At 46.2% G+C, this 17,639-nt stretch carries 17 protein-coding genes; 7 read left to right on the forward strand and 10 right to left on the reverse strand.

The window, feature by feature from the left end:
• Window positions 1-59: 59 nt before the first annotated feature.
• The 4 genes from BBC0122_RS11010 to BBC0122_RS13065 all read left to right on the forward strand — a co-directional run bounded on the left by BBC0122_RS11010 (window position 60) and on the right by BBC0122_RS13065 (window position 3,552).
• Window positions 60-2,150 (forward strand): FUSC family protein, encoded by a 2,091-nt coding sequence (locus BBC0122_RS11010; RefSeq protein ID WP_077993801.1) that lies wholly within the window; start codon window positions 60-62, stop codon window positions 2,148-2,150.
• Window positions 2,147-2,350 carry a DUF1656 domain-containing protein gene (locus tag BBC0122_RS11015; protein WP_077993803.1) on the forward strand — a complete coding sequence of 68 codons (204 nt, stop codon included), beginning with the start codon at window positions 2,147-2,149 and terminating at the stop codon, window positions 2,348-2,350. Before BBC0122_RS11010 ends, BBC0122_RS11015 begins: the two co-directional genes overlap by 4 nt.
• Window positions 2,351-2,355: 5 nt before the next feature.
• Complete coding sequence (locus BBC0122_RS11020) at window positions 2,356-3,231, forward strand: efflux RND transporter periplasmic adaptor subunit (RefSeq protein ID WP_077993805.1); 876 nt, start codon at window positions 2,356-2,358, stop codon at window positions 3,229-3,231.
• 177 nt (window positions 3,232-3,408) lie between these two features.
• Window positions 3,409-3,552: a hypothetical protein gene (locus tag BBC0122_RS13065; RefSeq protein ID WP_188318047.1), complete on the forward strand. Its 144-nt coding sequence runs from the start codon at window positions 3,409-3,411 to the stop codon at window positions 3,550-3,552.
• A gap of 820 nt (window positions 3,553-4,372) precedes the next feature.
• Here the strand turns inward: BBC0122_RS13065 and BBC0122_RS11025 are convergent.
• The 9 genes from BBC0122_RS11025 to BBC0122_RS11060 form a co-directional block, all read right to left on the reverse strand.
• Window positions 4,373-5,221 carry an aldo/keto reductase gene (locus BBC0122_RS11025; RefSeq protein ID WP_077993807.1) on the reverse strand — a complete coding sequence of 283 codons (849 nt, stop codon included), beginning with the start codon at window positions 5,219-5,221 and terminating at the stop codon, window positions 4,373-4,375.
• 366 nt (window positions 5,222-5,587) lie between these two features.
• Window positions 5,588-5,743, reverse strand: coding sequence for a hypothetical protein (locus BBC0122_RS13225; protein WP_225868114.1), 156 nt, complete (start codon window positions 5,741-5,743; stop codon window positions 5,588-5,590).
• A gap of 21 nt (window positions 5,744-5,764) precedes the next feature.
• On the reverse strand, window positions 5,765-6,634 hold the full coding sequence (locus tag BBC0122_RS11030; protein WP_225868115.1) for an ABC transporter ATP-binding protein: 870 nt from the start codon (window positions 6,632-6,634) through the stop codon (window positions 5,765-5,767).
• 338 nt (window positions 6,635-6,972) lie between these two features.
• Window positions 6,973-7,656, reverse strand: a complete 684-nt coding sequence (locus BBC0122_RS11035) for an MOSC domain-containing protein (RefSeq protein ID WP_077994680.1) — start codon at window positions 7,654-7,656, stop codon at window positions 6,973-6,975.
• A gap of 54 nt (window positions 7,657-7,710) precedes the next feature.
• Entirely contained in the window at window positions 7,711-9,609 is a 1,899-nt protein-coding gene (locus BBC0122_RS11040; RefSeq protein WP_077993812.1) for an AsmA family protein, read from the reverse strand.
• A 207-nt stretch (window positions 9,610-9,816) separates the two neighbouring features.
• Entirely contained in the window at window positions 9,817-10,515 is a 699-nt protein-coding gene (locus BBC0122_RS11045; RefSeq protein WP_077993814.1) for a polysaccharide deacetylase family protein, read from the reverse strand.
• A 1-nt stretch (window position 10,516) separates the two neighbouring features.
• A complete protein-coding gene (locus BBC0122_RS11050; RefSeq protein ID WP_077993815.1) occupies window positions 10,517-11,257 on the reverse strand; it encodes a glycosyltransferase family 25 protein in 741 nt (246 codons plus the stop codon).
• A 93-nt stretch (window positions 11,258-11,350) separates the two neighbouring features.
• Complete coding sequence (locus BBC0122_RS11055) at window positions 11,351-11,977, reverse strand: glycosyltransferase family 29 protein (RefSeq protein ID WP_077993817.1); 627 nt, start codon at window positions 11,975-11,977, stop codon at window positions 11,351-11,353.
• 194 nt (window positions 11,978-12,171) lie between these two features.
• On the reverse strand, window positions 12,172-13,080 hold the full coding sequence (locus tag BBC0122_RS11060; protein ID WP_077993819.1) for a LysR family transcriptional regulator: 909 nt from the start codon (window positions 13,078-13,080) through the stop codon (window positions 12,172-12,174).
• Window positions 13,081-13,173: 93 nt separating this feature from the next.
• Between BBC0122_RS11060 and BBC0122_RS11065 the strand changes: the two genes are divergently transcribed.
• The 3 genes from BBC0122_RS11065 (at window position 13,174) to folD (ending at window position 15,700) form a co-directional block, all read left to right on the forward strand.
• Window positions 13,174-13,581: a CidA/LrgA family protein gene (locus tag BBC0122_RS11065; protein ID WP_077993820.1), complete on the forward strand. Its 408-nt coding sequence runs from the start codon at window positions 13,174-13,176 to the stop codon at window positions 13,579-13,581.
• A gap of 19 nt (window positions 13,582-13,600) precedes the next feature.
• Window positions 13,601-14,311, forward strand: a complete 711-nt coding sequence (locus BBC0122_RS11070) for an LrgB family protein (protein WP_077994681.1) — start codon at window positions 13,601-13,603, stop codon at window positions 14,309-14,311.
• A gap of 486 nt (window positions 14,312-14,797) precedes the next feature.
• Entirely contained in the window at window positions 14,798-15,700 is a 903-nt protein-coding gene (gene folD / locus BBC0122_RS11075) for a bifunctional methylenetetrahydrofolate dehydrogenase/methenyltetrahydrofolate cyclohydrolase FolD (protein ID WP_077993822.1), read from the forward strand.
• A 98-nt stretch (window positions 15,701-15,798) separates the two neighbouring features.
• Here folD and edd read toward each other — a convergent pair whose 3' ends face one another.
• Complete coding sequence (edd, locus tag BBC0122_RS11080) at window positions 15,799-17,634, reverse strand: phosphogluconate dehydratase (protein ID WP_077993823.1); 1,836 nt, start codon at window positions 17,632-17,634, stop codon at window positions 15,799-15,801.
• Window positions 17,635-17,639 lie beyond the last annotated feature (5 nt).

A 17,639-nucleotide genomic window follows, 5' to 3' on the forward strand; every position in this document is an offset into this window, starting at 1 on the left:
TTATTCCGGACAAAGGAGAACTCTCTTTTTGCCCGCTTATTGTGCTTATTTGAAAATATATGACTGTTAGCGTAAAACAACCGACTGTATGGGATGTCGTATTCTCGTTAAAAACTATCGCAGCCGCGGCTTTGGCTCTCTATATCGCCTTTTTGTGTGATCTTCCCAACCCCTATTGGACAATTACAGCCGTATATATTGTTGCCCACCCGCTATCGGGTGCTTTGACATCAAAAGCGTTCTACCGGCTTCTCGGCACTGCAATCGGCGGTATGGCAACAGTCATTATGTTACCGCAGCTTATTCCTTCGCCGGAACTCACAACTTTGGGGCTTGCCCTCTGGCTTGGCGGTTGTTTGTTTATCAGCGTATTGGATCGCAGCCCGCGCGCTTATGTTTCCATGCTTGCCGGCTATAGTGTCTGCATTATCGGTTTTATGATTGTTGACACACCGGAAACTGTTTTTGATTATTCGGCAAGTCGTGTTGAAGAAATCAGTGTCGGCATTATTTCTGCCGCACTCGTCGGCCGCCTTGTTTTTCCCCGCCATGCCGGACCGGTTCTTGCCGATCGTATTGATAAATGGCTGAAAAACAGCGCCGACCTTGCAATTATGTATATTAAAGGGCAAGGCAAAAGCGAAGACGCATTGCAAAAGCGCCAACATCTGGCGATTGATGCTGTTGATTTGCGCGCTTTTACCACCCATGTCACTTACGACTCGTCGACATTGCCATCGACAGTGAATGCAATGCGTGTGTTACAAAGCCGCATGGTCTCGTTGCTGCCAATGGTGGCAAGCTGTAACGATCTCATCAACCAGCGCAACAAAATGCTCGACGAGCAATGTGGCGGCAAGAGCAACAACACCAAACTTGACGAACTTATCGCGGAAACATCTGCATGGTTACAAACCCATGAACCGATGAAGCCGGAAGGCATTGCCCGTATCAAAGCTTTGAAGCAATCCGTATTGGATGATATTGGCCGCTCGAAAGTGTGGCTTGATCTCGTTTCACGCAATCTGACATTGCGCCTTGTCGATATTATGGAAATCTATTCCGACTGTCTGCATTTGCGCAACGACATCGTCAACGGCACCCAACATAAATTGCGTTGGCACCGTTTCGATTTTTTAGGCGAAGTAAGGTCGATTCACTACGATTTCGGCATTGCGTTTCTTTCAGCTTTTTCTGCAATCCTTGCCATTTTTATTACTGTTACTTTGTGGCGTATGACAGAATGGACACAAGGCGCAACCGCTGCCATGATGACCGGTATTTTCAGCAGCCTTTTTGCAACGAAAGATGATCCTGTTCCTGCAATTCGCGGAATGCTCAAGCAAATTCTCATTGTTCTTGTTATCGCCTTTGTTCTTCAATTCGGTCTTTTACCGCTCGTTGACGGCTTTTTGCCACTCATGCTCTGTCTGGCACTTGTGCTGATACCTGCCGGAATCATGATGGCCATCCCTTCAAAATTTGCCATGGGCATGACAATGGCAGTCAACCTGCCCAATCTGTTATTGCTGCAATCCCGCTTGAGTGGCGATTTTTATAATTTCATCAATATCAACACGGCAATGATTCTGGGAATTATTGTCGCTGCCGCAACAGCTTCCATTGTCCGTTCTGTCGGAGCCGAATGGAGTGCTTTTCGTCTCATTCGTGCAAGCTGGAACGATATTATCGAAGTTGCGGAAAGACCGACAGACACCAAAGCCTATAACGAACTTTTACACCGCATGCTTTACCGCTATGGATTGATTGCTCCCCGTTATGCCCTGATACCGATTCATTCACCCGTTCGCCAGACCGACATTCTCAAAGATGTGCGTGTCGGGCTTGATACGATTGAATTGCAACATCTCAAAGAATCACAAGGGCCGACCAATCGCCAAAATCTTGCCAATGTTCTGGAGGAACTGGCATTTTATTACCGTGTAAAAATCAACAGTACCGATGTGCCGGATGGCAAAGAATTGCTGGAAGCAATAGATACAACACTTGATTGGACGCTTGCTCTGCCTGATTCTGAAGATCACCAGAAAATCTCGTTTGCATTAACCGGTTTGCGGCAAAACCTCTTCAGTGATGCCGAACCTTACGAAGCAGTCTTGCCTCCAATTTTCAAAGGACATGACTCATGAACCCAGAGGTCGATATTTATGGTGTCTATATTCCGACAATCGGAATTCTGGCACTGGTCAGCTATTTTTTGAATGTTGGTCTCCAACGGTTCATCTTGCGTAAAGGGCTGGAGCGGTTCATCTGGCACCATGCGCTGTTTGCCGCAGCAACCTATTTCATCATTTTGAGTATTCTTTCTTTCATTGTAACTCGGATTTAACGGATATGAACAAGCTTATAGCCAATTCCGGTCGTATATTCTTCACCCTCGTCATGGCTCTGGTAGCCGGACTTCTTCTGTGGCAGCTATGGAACTACTACATGAATGACCCGTGGACGAGAGATGGCAAAATCAGTGCCGATGTTGTTCGTGTCGCACCTGATGTTTCCGGTTTTGTCACCGAAGTCCATGTGGTTGATAACCAACAAGTCAAACAGGGCGATGTTCTTTTCAAGATAGATCAGGCGCGTTTTACTCTGGCTCTGGAAGATGCTCAGGCTATGGTTGATAATGCCAAAGCCGCCCACGATCAGGCAAAACGCGATCTTGAACGCGACCAGAAACTTGATGACAAAACCATCACCCGCCAACAATTGGAAACGGCCGCAATGCAGGAATTGCAAACTGCCGCCACCTTGCGTAAGGCGATCGTCCAGCTCGATACAGCAAAGCTCGATCTTGAACGTTCGACCGTTCGTGCTGCTGTGAATGGCAAACTGACCAATTTTTCGCTTCAACCGGGAGAATATGTCACGCAAGGTAAGCCGGTTACGGCACTTGTTGACACCGATTCGTTTTATGCCTCCGGATATTTTGAAGAAAATAAACTCGACCGTATTCACATCGGTAGCCGGGCAACAATCCACATTATGGGTTCAAGTGCTGTGTTGACCGGTGTTGTTGAAGGGTTTGCTGCCGGTATCGAAGATCGTGAACGCACACAGACAACAAGCCTTCTTGCCAATGTTGCGCCAACATTCAACTGGGTGCGCCTTGCCCAGCGTATACCTGTTCGTATCAAGCTTGATCCGGTGCCTGATAACGTCCATCTGGTTTCCGGACGGACAGTCAGTGTAGCAATCGAAGAAAAGCAGCAATAACCGACTGATTTTGTCAGGTTTTTTTCGTCACCAAACTGCAACAGATTTAACTTTTTTTTACTTTAATGCAGAAAAAGGGATCACAAAAAAGGGTTCGTTCATTGTCGAAAAATAAACTTCGCTATATGACAACACACAATTTGAGATTCAATAATAGCCTTTGATCGGAGAGATAGAATGTCTGCCAAGAGAGCCACTCTGGTGACCGTCGCTGCTCTATTCACATTTATTCTTGTAGCTGCCGGAATCGGTTCGGTGGGTGCGGGAAATAACGAATTCATGAGTAAAGACGGTTATGGTGTCCATAGCTCGATGCACTAAATTTGGCCGGATTTCCTCGTCAGGAAAAAGCCGGTAACCGGAAACTTGAAAAAGGGGCCTTTTGGCCCCTTCTTTTTCATATATATCAGGCTTTATCTTCGCATTTGTCTTTGCGTTTTGCAAAAATGCCGATGAGGACTGTCTTCAATCCCTATCCGGAATAATAAATCCCCCTTGATTGACAGACCTTGAGGCAGCGCCGCTCAAGCTTGAACCTGCTGGCAGGCAAACTTGAATGAACGGGAAAAATGATTCCGGATTGTGTGGCTGAACGTTCAGATAGCGCAATTTATATTTATTTGACGGTTTTTTCAAAACCTCAAATAGAAGGCTCCCGCTTCTCCTCTTTCCGGTTACAGTTTTTCATCACAACGTTCTTCTGTCTCGTTACAAACCTATTACGCTTTTGAAATAGCATTTTGAATGCTGTGCTACTTTTCCAAAATCGTTTCAGGCTCGTCCGCGGCTGCTTCAAGTTCATTTCCGCGTCACCGGAGCCAACCGGCAAAAGCGAGGAAAAGCCCCCTACAAAAGAAAAAACTTCATGGATATTCCGCCGGAATAGCAATGTGTGGCTTAAAATTTCAGGCTTTTGTGTTCGTTACTTCCCCTAACCGGTAAAACGAATGACGAACACGCATTCATAAACAGGAAGCCCTATTCAATTAAACTTTATGGTAAAAAACACTGCGAATAGGGACAAAACAATAGAAACAACAATATTTAAGCCCGTTAAACCCCGATAACCAAAGCGACGCTGCAAAAAAAAGCGGCACCACAATGAAGGCGCCACTTCGATAATATCAATACAGTGGAAATTTCAACCTTGAAATTCGGCCGGATTTGGTCCCAATCGGCCATCGACTTTGTCGAGGGCTGCAATTGCATCATGATTGGCAGCGGTAAGCGCGAAATCGAATATATTGAAATTCTCGGCCATACGTTCTTTAGAACGGGATTTCGGAATAGCGATTGTGCCCATTTCCATATGCCAGCGCAAAATGATTTGTGCGACTGTTTTATGGTGTTCTGCAGCAATCTTTTTCAACACCGGATCATCAAGAAATTGCCCGCGACCGAGAGGAGCCCATGCCTCTGTCAATATGTTATTCTTATCGTGGAATATGCGTAATTGCTTTTGTTGAAAATGCGGGTGCAGTTCCACCTGATTGACAGCCGGAGCAACGCCCGTTTCCTTGATAAGCCGCTCAAGATCGACAATGCGGAAATTGCAAACACCGATTGAACGAACACGGTTTTCCTGCTTGAGCCTGATGAGAGCTTTCCACGTTTCCACAAAAAGATCGCGTGCCGGAACCGGCCAATGAATAAGATAAAGGTCAATAGCGCTTACACGCAAGCGCTTTGCGCTTTCCTCAAAAGCCTGCATCGTCTTGTCATAACCCTGATCGGTATTCCAGACTTTGGTGGCAAGAAAAATGTTCTTCCGCTCGATACCCGACGCGGCAACGCCAAGGCCGACACCTTCTTCATTGTCATAAGCTTTGGCTGTGTCAATGTGTCGATAGCCGGTCGAAATCGCTTGTTTGACAGCGTTTTCGGTCTCATCTTCCGCTATTTTCCAAACACCGAAGCCCAATTGCGGAATGAACAAGCCGTCATTCATCTTAAGCAAGGGAACCGATTTTTTTTGTGAAAGTTCTGGCATCTATTCTCCTTGATAATCTATTTAAAAATAAATTGTTTCTTCTCCGGCTTTAACGGACAAGCTTATAACCCGACATGTTATCAAAATATCATGTATAAAGATGATATTCCAAATCAAGTTCAACTTTTTCCATGATGCGCTTCAACAGGATTGAATGTCAATCAACTACATGGTTTCCGGTGTGTCAAAAAAAGTTTAAACCGGATTTTTTCAAGTAATATATTCGATTTCAATCGTTTATTTTTACGCATAACAAGTGTTTTTCGGTTTTAAATTATTTTTTAAATAAAAACCGGAGCGATTGATAAATTCAAGTCTATCCGGTTTTGGAGAGTTATTTTTCAAGGTGCGGCTGTAAAATATTGTTCAATCGCGAAATAACCAGACATCTTCCGGTTTGATAATAATATAAACTTCACCTGTCTCAAGTTTTTCCGGACCACTCGCCTTCAATTCCAACGCCCCGTAATGAAGACGGTATTCCCAACGGTCGCCAAGATAAAGACTGGCATCAAGATGCATCGGAATTGCTTCCGGAACCGGTTATTGGCTGACCTTGATATGTTCAAAGCGAATAACAGCTTTGACAGCCTCTCCTATCCTCGTATCTTCGCCTTCCCGCAACATTCCGGTCAAAGACCAGTTTTCAGCGCCGAAAGTGATGAACGCACCGTCTTTTTGCAATATTTGTCCGTGAGCGATGTTGTTGGCGCCAAGAAATTCTGCAGCATAAAAGCAATCCGGATTGGAGTAAATTTCAATCGGGCTACCATGTTGGACAATCCGACCATTTTGTAACAAAAGAATACGGTCAGCCGCCGCAAGAGCTTCTGTCTGGTCATGGGTCACCAGAATTGCACATATATCAAGTTCAAGATTGAGCTTTCTTATCCAATAGCGTGCTTCTTCACGCAATTTCGCGTCAAGATTGGACAATGGCTCATCAAGCAACAAGACACGCGGTTCATAGACCACTGCCCTGCAAATTGAAACACGTTGCTGTTGGCCTCCGGAAAGCTCGCTTGGATAACGGTCGGCGAGACGGGAAAGCCCCATTGTTTCAAGAATCCGGTCAACGCGGTTTTTTATCTCCGCGGCGTCAACATGACGTAATTTCAAACCATAGGCGACATTTTCACGCACTGTGCGATGTGGCCATAAAGCGTAGGACTGGAAAACAAGCCCGATGTCGCGTTGTTCGGGAGGAAGCTGGATATTGGTTTCACTGTCACGGGCAATTTTATCGCCGATTGTGATGCGCCCGACTTCCGGATTTTCCAGTCCGGCTATCGAGCGCAGAAGCGTTGTTTTTCCGGAACCGGAACCGCCGAGCAGAGCGACGATCGAGCCACGTTCGGCAGTAAAATTGACCCCTTTCAATATTTGCAAACCACCAAACCACTTTTCAGGCAAAATCATTTATCCGGTTGCGACCGGGAGCCGTTAACAAGGTTGATATAAAAACCCGCAAAAATGACATGCGCCAATGTTTCGGGAAAGATCTTTATAGGTTTCAGGAAGTATCTTAATAGGTTTCTTGAAGGCTCTTTATGGCAATTATCAAATTTCCCGTAGTGCCGGTGATTCCCCACAGTGCGGTGACAACAACTTTTATGCACACCGGATTTCTTAAAACCGGTTTGCCGTGACAAAGCGTTAAAGCCTGCCCCAAACAACAATTTATTTAAGAATTTTTGGAAACCTGCCGCCCAAGACTTAACCGAGCTTTGTCAAAAGCCCGAATGAGCGTCTCATGCCACACCGTTCAATCTTTTCGTCCAATCTTCTATCTCGTGGCTATCCAACCGCTTTTGTGCAAGCAAACGCCAGCTTGGAGATAATTCGTTCAGTGAAGCAATATGCGACAATTCTTCATAGTCATTTTTTGTCACATAAAAAGCCTTCCATATGCGATGGATAGTCCACATTTCATGGCATCTCTCGATCAATTCGAGTTCGTCACTTGCAGAAACTTCCCCCTCTTGCAAAACGCGGTAATACCAACCTGTTCGCCCGCTATTTTGCGTCCTTAACGCCATATCCGGAACACCGAATCTGACATTGAGCCGGAAACAGGGTTGTCTGCCTTGCGAAACTTCGATAATTGCCTTGCCTAACCGGAATATATCCCCGACAGCGATATTTTTTTCACTCAAGCTTGAGGTTGAAAGATTTTCTCCAAAGGCAGTCGGCGTGTCAAACACCTCTTTATGCCCCAGCTCTTTTTTCCAGAAAGCATAATGGTCAAAATCATAATGGTGGACCGCCTTTTCCGGTCCGCCATGGTGTTTCTTGTCTGCCTGCTCGTCACCGATAAAGCCGGTTTTGGTAAGCAAAAGCGGCCGATCGACCGGTTTTTTATCAATTCCGCTTTTCAAGTTTGCAGACCCGATCGTTGTTATCGGTCCAATCGACAGTGCCAGGAGTTTTACCATTTGTTTTAAAACCGATGCTAACGGACACACCGGTTTATTCCGTTCCTATTGCCTTTAATCCTGTTTTTCTTCTTTCATATTATTGCGTTCAAGGTCAATGGCACCATAGGGAAATTGACTGGCAGACAATGAAAACATCAATGGTTTGATAAGACTGTTGGAAACACATTCGACATCGGGGCAGACTTTATCCGACCGCGGAACTTTTTTAAGCACTGAATCAAGCTTGACTTCGTAGCCGTGGTTCTTACCGTCTTTTATTTGAAGATCGGCAGTGCCTTTCATAAGAAGTCGCCAATTTCCCATGTAGATGGTTGATTTATCAATCACAAGATTTTCGTCGGTGATGGTTGTTTCAATATCCCATTTATCAAAATCGGTTGACGCATGATCGCTTTTTTCTGCCCATGCTTTTTCACCGCTACTCAAGGCAAAACGCAATTTGTCAATGTCATAGCCTTTGAAACTGCCCGACGACATATTCAATGTCAAATGCCCCTGCATTCCGGATATAACTTCCGACCACCGGCTGAAAGGTGCATGCATGGTCAAAATAAGACCGGCCTTTGCATGAACAAAATCGGGATAGTGGAAAGCCCGCGCGATTGATGGCAAATCGACAGAACTTGCAGAAATGCGGCCTTCTATATTGGCTTTATCATTGTCGCGGGCAATCTGTATATTGGATTGAATAGCACCACCAAAAGCATTGGCATTGCCAAGATCGAAAATGCCTCTTCCATTTCTGATCTGGACGGCAGCAGCAAGATTATTGAGGGTGACATTTTGAAGCTTGGCTTCCGGTGCGGACATGCGGATGTCAAGCCCGATCATGTCGAAAACCGAAAGATCAAGAAACTGATTTTTTTCCTCGTCCGGAAAAAATGTAGCAACCAATGTATCAAGATCGAGCCTGTCAAAAGCAAGCGACCCGCTGATGACCGGCAAATCATCCTGATAGCCGGTCGCAAGTGCACCGCGAGCATTATCATTTCCAAGTTTGAAATTGATATTGTTAAACTGCATATGACCGGGTTGGGCGGAAAAATCCGACTCCCAGACAACCGGCGCTTTCAATCCTTGTCCGGGTAGATCGTGATAACCAAGCCACTCCATCGTCCTGTTCCAACCCGGTGAACGGGCCGAGAGCCGCCCGTCAAAAATATAGCTGTCGGAAAGTCGCCCCTTTCCTTCAAAAGTAATACCGCCGCTCAAAGAATTGAGACTGGCTCTTACATCACTCGTTCCACCTGAAAACAGGATCAGCGCTTGCATTGCATCAATACGCAAATCGGTTGCTTTGCCATGCCACGTTGCATTGGCACGAAAACTTGCCGCTCTTGTCGATTCCGGCCATTCAAGAACCGCATTCAGTGCCGTAATTTTTTCCGCCATCCCTCCCATATTCTTGCGATAGAGAAGCTCGCCATTGTCAATCACAATACGCCCGAAAGGCTGGTTGAGAAGGCGTGTTGTATCCGGATGGTCGGGGTTCTTTTTAACAATGTCACGAGCCTCGCGAACAGCCGAACCGAAACTGCCTTGCGAACGGGAAAGAGTGTCAAAAAAATCCGCAACCGTTTTGACCGGTTCTTCCATAACAAAATGCGGGTTGATAATGCGTGTTTGCGAAAATGTAATATGTCCTAACAGCGCATCGATCAGTGACAAGTCGACTTCAATGCGTTCGGCTTCCATCAGCGGAGCGGCCTCATCATTCATCGGAGTGAGTGTTACGCCCGACAATGAAGCCTTCGGATAAGGGAAAAGGTCAAGATGGGGAGCTTCCCGCAATTGCACGTTGTAGCCCGTCCATGCGCTCAAATCCTGCGCAAGGCGGATGCGGATCGCATCTGTCGAAACAAGAACCGGCAATAGCAGGAAAATCGCCGCAACGATCAATCCCGACACCAACACCAGCACCCCGACATATTTTAAAATTTTCTTGTGCACCTCGTCCCTTTACTTTTTATTAACCATAAATGATTAAAACCGAATTACATTTCGGCTTCCAGTGAAAAGCTTGTTTCTGAAATGCCCTTGTTTAAATTTTTGCCGGGTCCATTCGCCCGGCATTTTTTTAAATGAATTTTAATCGCACGACAATGCAATTGGTAAAAAAACGTGATTTATGCCCCGTTTAGCGCAATAAACATTTGGTTAGCGCAATAGACATTTGGCCAAAAAATGCAAAATTGTGTCATTGCGGCGAATACTGTGTCTGGGCAGTTCAAAGTCCCCCTCGTTCCCATGCGCACGTGATTTGACAGTTGTAACAGCAAAACTGTAGCCGGCATTTTTTACAATTGACTGAATTGCTTCATTTTCGTCGCCGAACGGATAGGCAAAAGATATGATTGACGTGCCAAGTTCTTTTTCGAGTTGGTGTTTGTTTTCAGTTATCTGGTGTTTTGCCTCTTCAAGCGGAATATCTTTCAAATGCAAATGGTCGAGCGTGTGGCCACCGACTTCGTGCCCGTGAGCTGCCCAATCTCTCATTTCGTCGAATGTCATTATTTTGTCGCGCTGTGAACGTTCATTGTCCCAAGAATTGTCTAGCCCCATACGCGAAGAGACAAAAAAATTGGTTGCACTGAACCCCAATTCATCAAGAACCGGCATAGCATCCTGATAAACAGATAGAAAACCGTCGTCGAAAGTTATCGCTGCCACTTTTCCCTTTTTCTGGCCCCGAATATAAGGCATTGCCTCTTTGAGTGACAATCCTTGAAAACCGATACGTTTCAGAACATGCATCTGTCTGGTGAATTTTTCGACCGTAACATAATTGGAGCGACCGGGGATCCCTGCCTTGGGGGGCGTGCCTATATGATGATAAAGAAGTATGGGAACAGCCATATCAACCTTCCTGACGTTTCGATAGAACCTTTATGCGATGCCTATAGAGCGGACGGGCCAGTTCCCGATAAAGGCGGGCGAAAAAGGAATGTTTGCTTTTGATCGTCGAGCCGCCGAGTTCGGCAGAAATCTCGCGAACCACCGGAGGTAGAACAACCTCCGGATGGACGCCGGTTTTCCAGTATAATTGTTCGGTCGTATCAACCGGACGATCGAATGTGGCTGTCGCATCAAGTAGTTTTCGGGCAGCGTTCCGGCCTACCAGTTGGGCAACCTGCCCCAAACCGATTTCTGTTGGCCTGATAAGTTTAATATCGCCTTTTTCGGCAATTATTTTGCCTGTTTCACGCACGCGAAAAGGAAAACGGATGAAACTTTCTTCATTGGCTTCCTGAACAGCAAAACGGAAAACTTCCTCAAATCGCTCCTCCAGTGCAACATCGTCTTCAATGATAAATCCTGCGTCCATGCCATCGTCGACAATTTTTTGCCAGGCACGCCGGTGGGATAAAAAACATGCAATTTCGTTTTTTGACAATGTGAAAGGATAAAAAGGGCGATAGAGTTTTTTTCTAAAAAAATGAAAAATTGTCTTGTCATCAAGGTCAAGACTATCAACCGCCTTCAAAACTATAGCAGGACATGGCAGAAGTCTTTCCAGCAATTCGACTTGTATTTGCCTCTCATCCGCCCGATCGAGATGGATAATCAGTGCTTTAATGGTTTTTAGTGAACCGCTCATATTCGACCCGGAGTTTGAAAACAGGCTTTTTCAAAAGCCTGTCATGCATAATAAGGGCGAACAGAAAAGTAAACAATGACGAAAATGTTGCCATTATTGAAGGAAATGGCATGTTCCCTCATCTATGCGCTCACGCACCCATTTTTCTTCTGTTGACCAGGCATGGTGTTTCCACCCCTGCCAGGTAAAACCGCAGATGTAAATTTCCCATTCCGCCAAATCGAACTGTTTCAAACAATCCCAAATGCCGAGATAGCCGGTCGACGGGAACCATTCCTTGAGTTTATTACCTTCAATGCCGATTTCAGCACAAGCTTCAAGATAAAACTGCGCGGATTTTATAACCACATCCTTGTTCGCCCCGCCAAAAACTCTAATAGCCTTATCGGTCCAGTCGCGCCTTCGGTGCTTTAACAATCGCGAGCTCAGGCGGGGAAGTGCAAAATAAGCCTTCAAAATATAGGGATGATAGACCAGTGTAATGAACTCTGCCTGTTTAAAAAATTTGTATTCCAGAAACGAATGATCTTCAAGTTTCCGCTGCATTGGCTTACCGGAGTTGCACATCATCAGACAACTGGTTTTAGTACCACTCCAGCCGTCAAGCAATCTGGGACGATTGAAGCGTAAAACATAGTCTGCACTATCTATCTCTTCAGAAAAATCCCTTGGTAAATCGGCATTTCCAACAACGATGAGTCGTCTTTTTTGTGTTCCCATAAAACTATTCCCAAGTTTGACGCTTCACGCCCCCGCGCTTTTAAATAACCGCACACAAGCGGTAATTTACTGTGTTAAATGGCAGAATAATAGAAATTTAATTGTCGGACGCAAGAACTATTCGCCAATATTTTAAGAGAATTTTGCACTATGTTGCTTCTGCACCTTTTTTCTTGGGTACAGGAAAAAACGGCTCATGATTTTATGCCATTATTTACCTTTAATGTTCCATCATGGTATTCACCTGAAAGCCGCAACCATTCGCGTGCCGCATAGGAAAGATGGCTTTGACTGCGCCAGATTAAAGCCATATGCCATTCAATGACTATATCGGTCATCTCTACCATTTTTACATTTTTGACATTGCGCTTTTCGGCAATCATGCGGGGTAAAAATCCTACACCCATACCGGCTGCAACGAGGCCGAACAGAAAGTCGATCTGGCTTGAACGTGCCGAAACCACCGGCTCCAGCCCCTTTTTACGGAATGTTTCAATGACAAGTGGTGTCAAAGCAAACTGGCTTGCAAAAAGAACAAACGGATATTCTGCAAGCTCTTTGGCGGTAATCTTTGTTCGCTTGCCTGCAAGGCTTGCCGGCATGAGCGCGACAACCGGATCGTTGCGGACATCCTGATAATCAAAACCGCTTGCAATCGGCACAAGCGAACCGGCAAGCTCGATTTCGCCCGACCGCACCAGCTCTTCCAATTTTTTACTTCCGTGTTCGACAATATTGATGTCGATATGAGGATGCGATGAAGTGTAACGCGCAAGAACCGGTGCAAAAAGTTCGGAACTGCCGATAGGCGGAAGCCCGATTTTCAAAACACCACGTTTAAGCCCCTTCAATTCGGCAATCTCGCGTTCCATTTGGGTTTCTTCCGCAAGAATACGTTGTGCGTGACGAAAGACATATTCGCCTGCTGCTGTAAGCTGCATTTTACCTTTGTTGCGATTGATTAATTTGGTTCCATACTGGCCTTCAAGCTGGGCCAGAGACTTACTGACGGTCGATTGCGTCGAGTTCAGAACTTTCGCGGCTGAGGAAAAGCCGTTCTGGCGTATAATTTCTACAAAGGCTTCAAGTGTTCTTATTTGCATAACTATTCTATATAGGAATAGTCTACATGAATTCAATTCATTTTACGAATGACACAGCATCACTTATCTAACGTTTTGTCAGGAGTAAATTAAATGATACATCGTCTTAGAGTTCAAACACGTCATCTCTTCCATCACAATATATTTGCGCAGATGGGACTTTTGTGCGCTTTCTGGATTATCGGCGAGATCATTACATGGGCTTTGAGCCTACCCATTCCGGGTGCAATTATCGGCATGGTGCTTGCTCTTCTTGCGCTCGCTAGTCGTAAACTCAGTATATTGAGCATGAAACGCGGTGCCGACTGGCTCATTGCCGAAATGCTTCTGTTCTTTGTTCCAGCAGTTCTTGCCCTTCTCAACCATAAAGAATTTATCGGCTTGTTGGGCATAAAAATTCTGGTCGTTATTCTGGGTGGCACATTCGTTGTTATGAGTATTACCGCTTTGACAATAGACCTTTGTTATCGCTGGATGTTGATGCGTCATGTTAAACATTGAATCAAATCTCGAACAATATATGGCTGATATAGAGCTTTATACCAGTCCGGTTTTCAAAACGGTTTTCTGGTCGCTCGTTACGATTTTGCTTTATATGGCGGCAAAAGCATTTTACCGCCGTTTTTCCTATTGGTGGCTGACACCATTGGCAGTAACACCACTTTTGCTGATGATCGTGGTGGTGCTGCTCAAGGGTGATTATGCCCATTATATCAAAGCAACCCATTGGCTTGTTGCCATTCTGGGGCCGGTCACCGTTGCCTTTGCTGTTCCGATCTGGCAACAACGCAGAATCATTGCCAAAAACTGGTTTATTCTGACGGTCGGTATTATCGTCGGTTCATTTGCTTCGATGTTGTCGGCATGGGGGCTTGCAACCCTTATGCAACTTGATCCGACTTTGCGGCTAAGTCTTATGCCGCGTTCGATCAGCACACCTTTTGCCATGGAAGTTTCCGGTGACATTGGCGGTATACCCGATCTGACGGCTGTTTTCGTTGTCCTTACCGGCGTTCTGGGTGCTGCACTCGGCGAAGTTATTGTCAAATATCTGCCGCTACGCTCTTCCCTTGCACGTGGTGCCCTTTTCGGCATGGGAGCACATGGCGCAGGCGTTGCCCGCGCCCACCAGATGGGGCGTCAGGAAGGCTCGATTGCAGGCCTTGTTATGGTCATGGTCGGCATTGTCAATGTTCTGCTGGCGCCGGTTCTGGCTTGGCTGCTGAAATAGGTGAGAAATTCTTGAAAGAAGCCGTGTGCAGTTTTGCACCTGCACACGAAAGAGATTGTTGAAACGCCGTAACGTTTCTTAAATCAAAATTTAAAAAAGTTTGAGATGCAAGATAAGATCCGCAATTGTGATAGATCGGCTGATTGAACCTGTTTCAGCTTTGGCAACATATCCATTCAAACAAAGAGTTGGCAGCATATTCATTCAACAAATAACATGACCGGGTCGGAATAGCGTTTTTCCTTGTAATCCCGTTTTTTCCACCCCGTTACCGGCAGAATCCGCTCTATCCGGTGTTTGAACGGGCTTTAACCATTTTTGGTCTTTCTCTTCTCAAAATGGATGACTTTTTGCTTGTCATCCATACCAAAGTGGCTATTTTGCACATCCCTTGTGCCAAACATGTACAATCTTGACACAATGATCTGTTTTATTTCAGGAATATGCTTTAAAGCAGAACAAAAAGCCTAGTGAAAGGAATCCTCTATGGCCAATGTGATTGACGGGAAAAAACTTTCTGAAGACATCCTTGCCAAAGTAAAACAAGAAACCGCGATTTTACGTGAACAACACAATATCCAGCCGGGAATAGCGGTCATCATTGTGGGGGAGGATTCTGCCAGCAAAGTTTATGTTGCTTCCAAGGAAAAACGCGCTGAAGAGTGTGGTTTTCTATCGAACAAATATGAACTGGACGAGAAGACCAGCGAGGCGGATTTGCTCGCCCTTGTCAAAGAATTGAACGAGGACAAAAATATTCACGGCATTCTGGTACAATTACCATTACCGGCACATATCAATGCCGATCATGTCATTCAGACAATCTCGCCTGACAAGGATGTTGACGGTTTCCATTATATCAATGCCGGTAAAATCATGACCGGTGCAATTGGAGACGCATTCGTTCCCTGCACGCCTGCCGGTATTATGGTGATGGTGGAACATGGACTGGGTAAGGATTTATCCGGCCTTGATGCCGTGGTTGTCGGTCGTTCAAACATAGTCGGCAAACCGGTTGCAGCGCTGCTTCTTGCGGCGAATGCGACGGTCACGATTGCCCATAGCCGTACCCGCGAAATTGATGATGTCTGCCGCAGTGCCGATATTCTTGTAGCAGCGGTCGGAAAACCCGAAATGATTAAGGGCGACTGGATAAAACCCGGTGCAACGGTCATTGATGTTGGCATTAACCGCGTTCCGGCACCTGAAAAAGGTCAGGGTAAAACCCGTCTTGTCGGCGATGTCGACTATAAAGCCGCAGAAAAAGTGGCAGGCTTCATCACCCCCGTTCCCGGCGGTGTCGGGCCGATGACAATTGCGATGTTAATGGCAAACACACTGAAAGCTGCCTGCAAAGCAAATAATTTGCCATTGCCTAAAATTTCATAACACCATTTCTAAACATCATTTGCTTCAGGCAAAAAATAAAAACGCTCCGGAACAACCAAATCCGGAGCGTTTTTTTTGAATATAAAACTCTAACCCAGCTATTGGCGCAATGGACCAACGACCACGCTTGCCCCTTGATCTGCCCGTCCGACAAATTCGCGGAAAACGCGGAAAAGCTCGCGTCCTGTGCCGAATTCATGTGCAGAAAGATCAGGATGTTCGATCTGTCTGTTGTTGAACTCCTGTTCATCGACGAGAATCGTCAAAGTTCCGTCATTGGCATCAAGCCGGATCATATCGCCGTCTTTCAACCGTGCAATCGGCCCGTTATCAAGCGCCTCCGGTGTAACATGGATGGCTGCCGGAATTTTGCCCGACGCGCCCGACATGCGACCATCGGTGACGAGAGCAATTTTTTGCCCGCGATCCTGCAACACGCCGAGAACTGTCGTCAGTTTATGCAATTCCGGCATACCATTGGCTTTCGGCCCCTGATAGCGCACAACGGCAACAAAATCCTTGCCGTCAAGTTTACCGGCTTTGAAAGCGTCTTGAAGTTCCAGTTGGTCATTGAAAACAAGAGCCGGTGCTTCAATCAACCAGCGTTCGGGTTTGACTGCCGATACCTTGATAATAGCAGCGCCCATATTGCCGGAAAGTACCCGAATGCCGCCATCCGCTTGAAAGGGTTTCCGCCATCCGGTGAGCACTTTTTCATCGCCACTTTTTTCCGGTGCCGGTTCACGCACAACTTGCCCGTCACTTCCCAGTTTCGGTTCGGTTGCATAAGCATCCAAGCCCTCGCCGACAACTGTGCGGACATCTTCATGAACAAGACCCGCTTCAATCAGTTGCTTGATAACAAATCCCATGCCGCCCGCGGCGTGAAAATAGTTCACATCGGCAAGACCATTTGGATAAACCCTTGCAATAAGCGGAACGACCGACGAGATTTCGGCAATATCGCCCCAGGTAAGATCAATGCCTGCTGCATGAGCCATAGCGATCAGATGAATTGTATGGTTGGTCGAACCACCTGTAGCATTCAACCCGACAATCGCATTGACAAAAGACTTTTCGTCAATCATCGCACCCACCGGCGTATATTCATTGCCAAGGGCGGTAATTTCGAGAGCACGCTTTGTTGCTTCGCGCGTTAATGCATCGCGCAAGGGTGTATTGGGGTTGATGAATGCGGCTCCCGGCATATGAAGCCCCATCATCTCCATCATCATCTGGTTGGAATTGGCCGTTCCATAAAAAGTACAAGTGCCCGGCCCATGATAGGAAGTCGCTTCCGACTGGAGTAACGTTTTACGATCAACTTTACCTTCGGCATAAAGCTGACGGATTTCGGCTTTTTTGTCGTTACCCTGACCGGTTGTCATAGGGCCAGAGGGCACAAAAATTGCCGGAATATGCCCGAATGTCAAAGCGGCAATGACAAGACCCGGCACAATTTTATCGCAAATTCCAAGATAAAGTGCTGCATCGAACACGTCATGCGACAAGCCGACGGCAGCAGCCATAGCAATCACATCGCGTGAAAAAAGCGACAGCTCCATGCCGGTATAACCTTGGGTAATGCCATCACACATTGCCGGCACACCACTGGCAACTTCGGCTACACCGCCGGCTTCACGCGCCGCAGCCCTGATAATTTCAGGAAAAGCTTCAAAAGGCTGGTGCGCAGACAACATATCATTATAGGCTGTGATAATACCGATATTGCCAACGACATCTTCCTCCAACCGTTCTTTATCTAGTGGCGCACAGGCTGCAAAACTATGAGCCTGATTGGCACAAGCAAAAAAACTGCGACGCGGGCGATTACGTGCTGCACGGGTTATCCGATCAAGATAGATTTCGCGACTTTTCTTTGACCGCTCACGAATCCGGTCTGTCACGGCAGCGATTGTGCCCGAAAGAGACATGTTCT

Origin of the sequence: Ditibartonella choladocola (assembly GCF_002007565.1) — a bacterium.
Classification (GTDB): Bacteria; Pseudomonadota; Alphaproteobacteria; order Rhizobiales; family Rhizobiaceae; genus Bartonella; species Bartonella choladocola.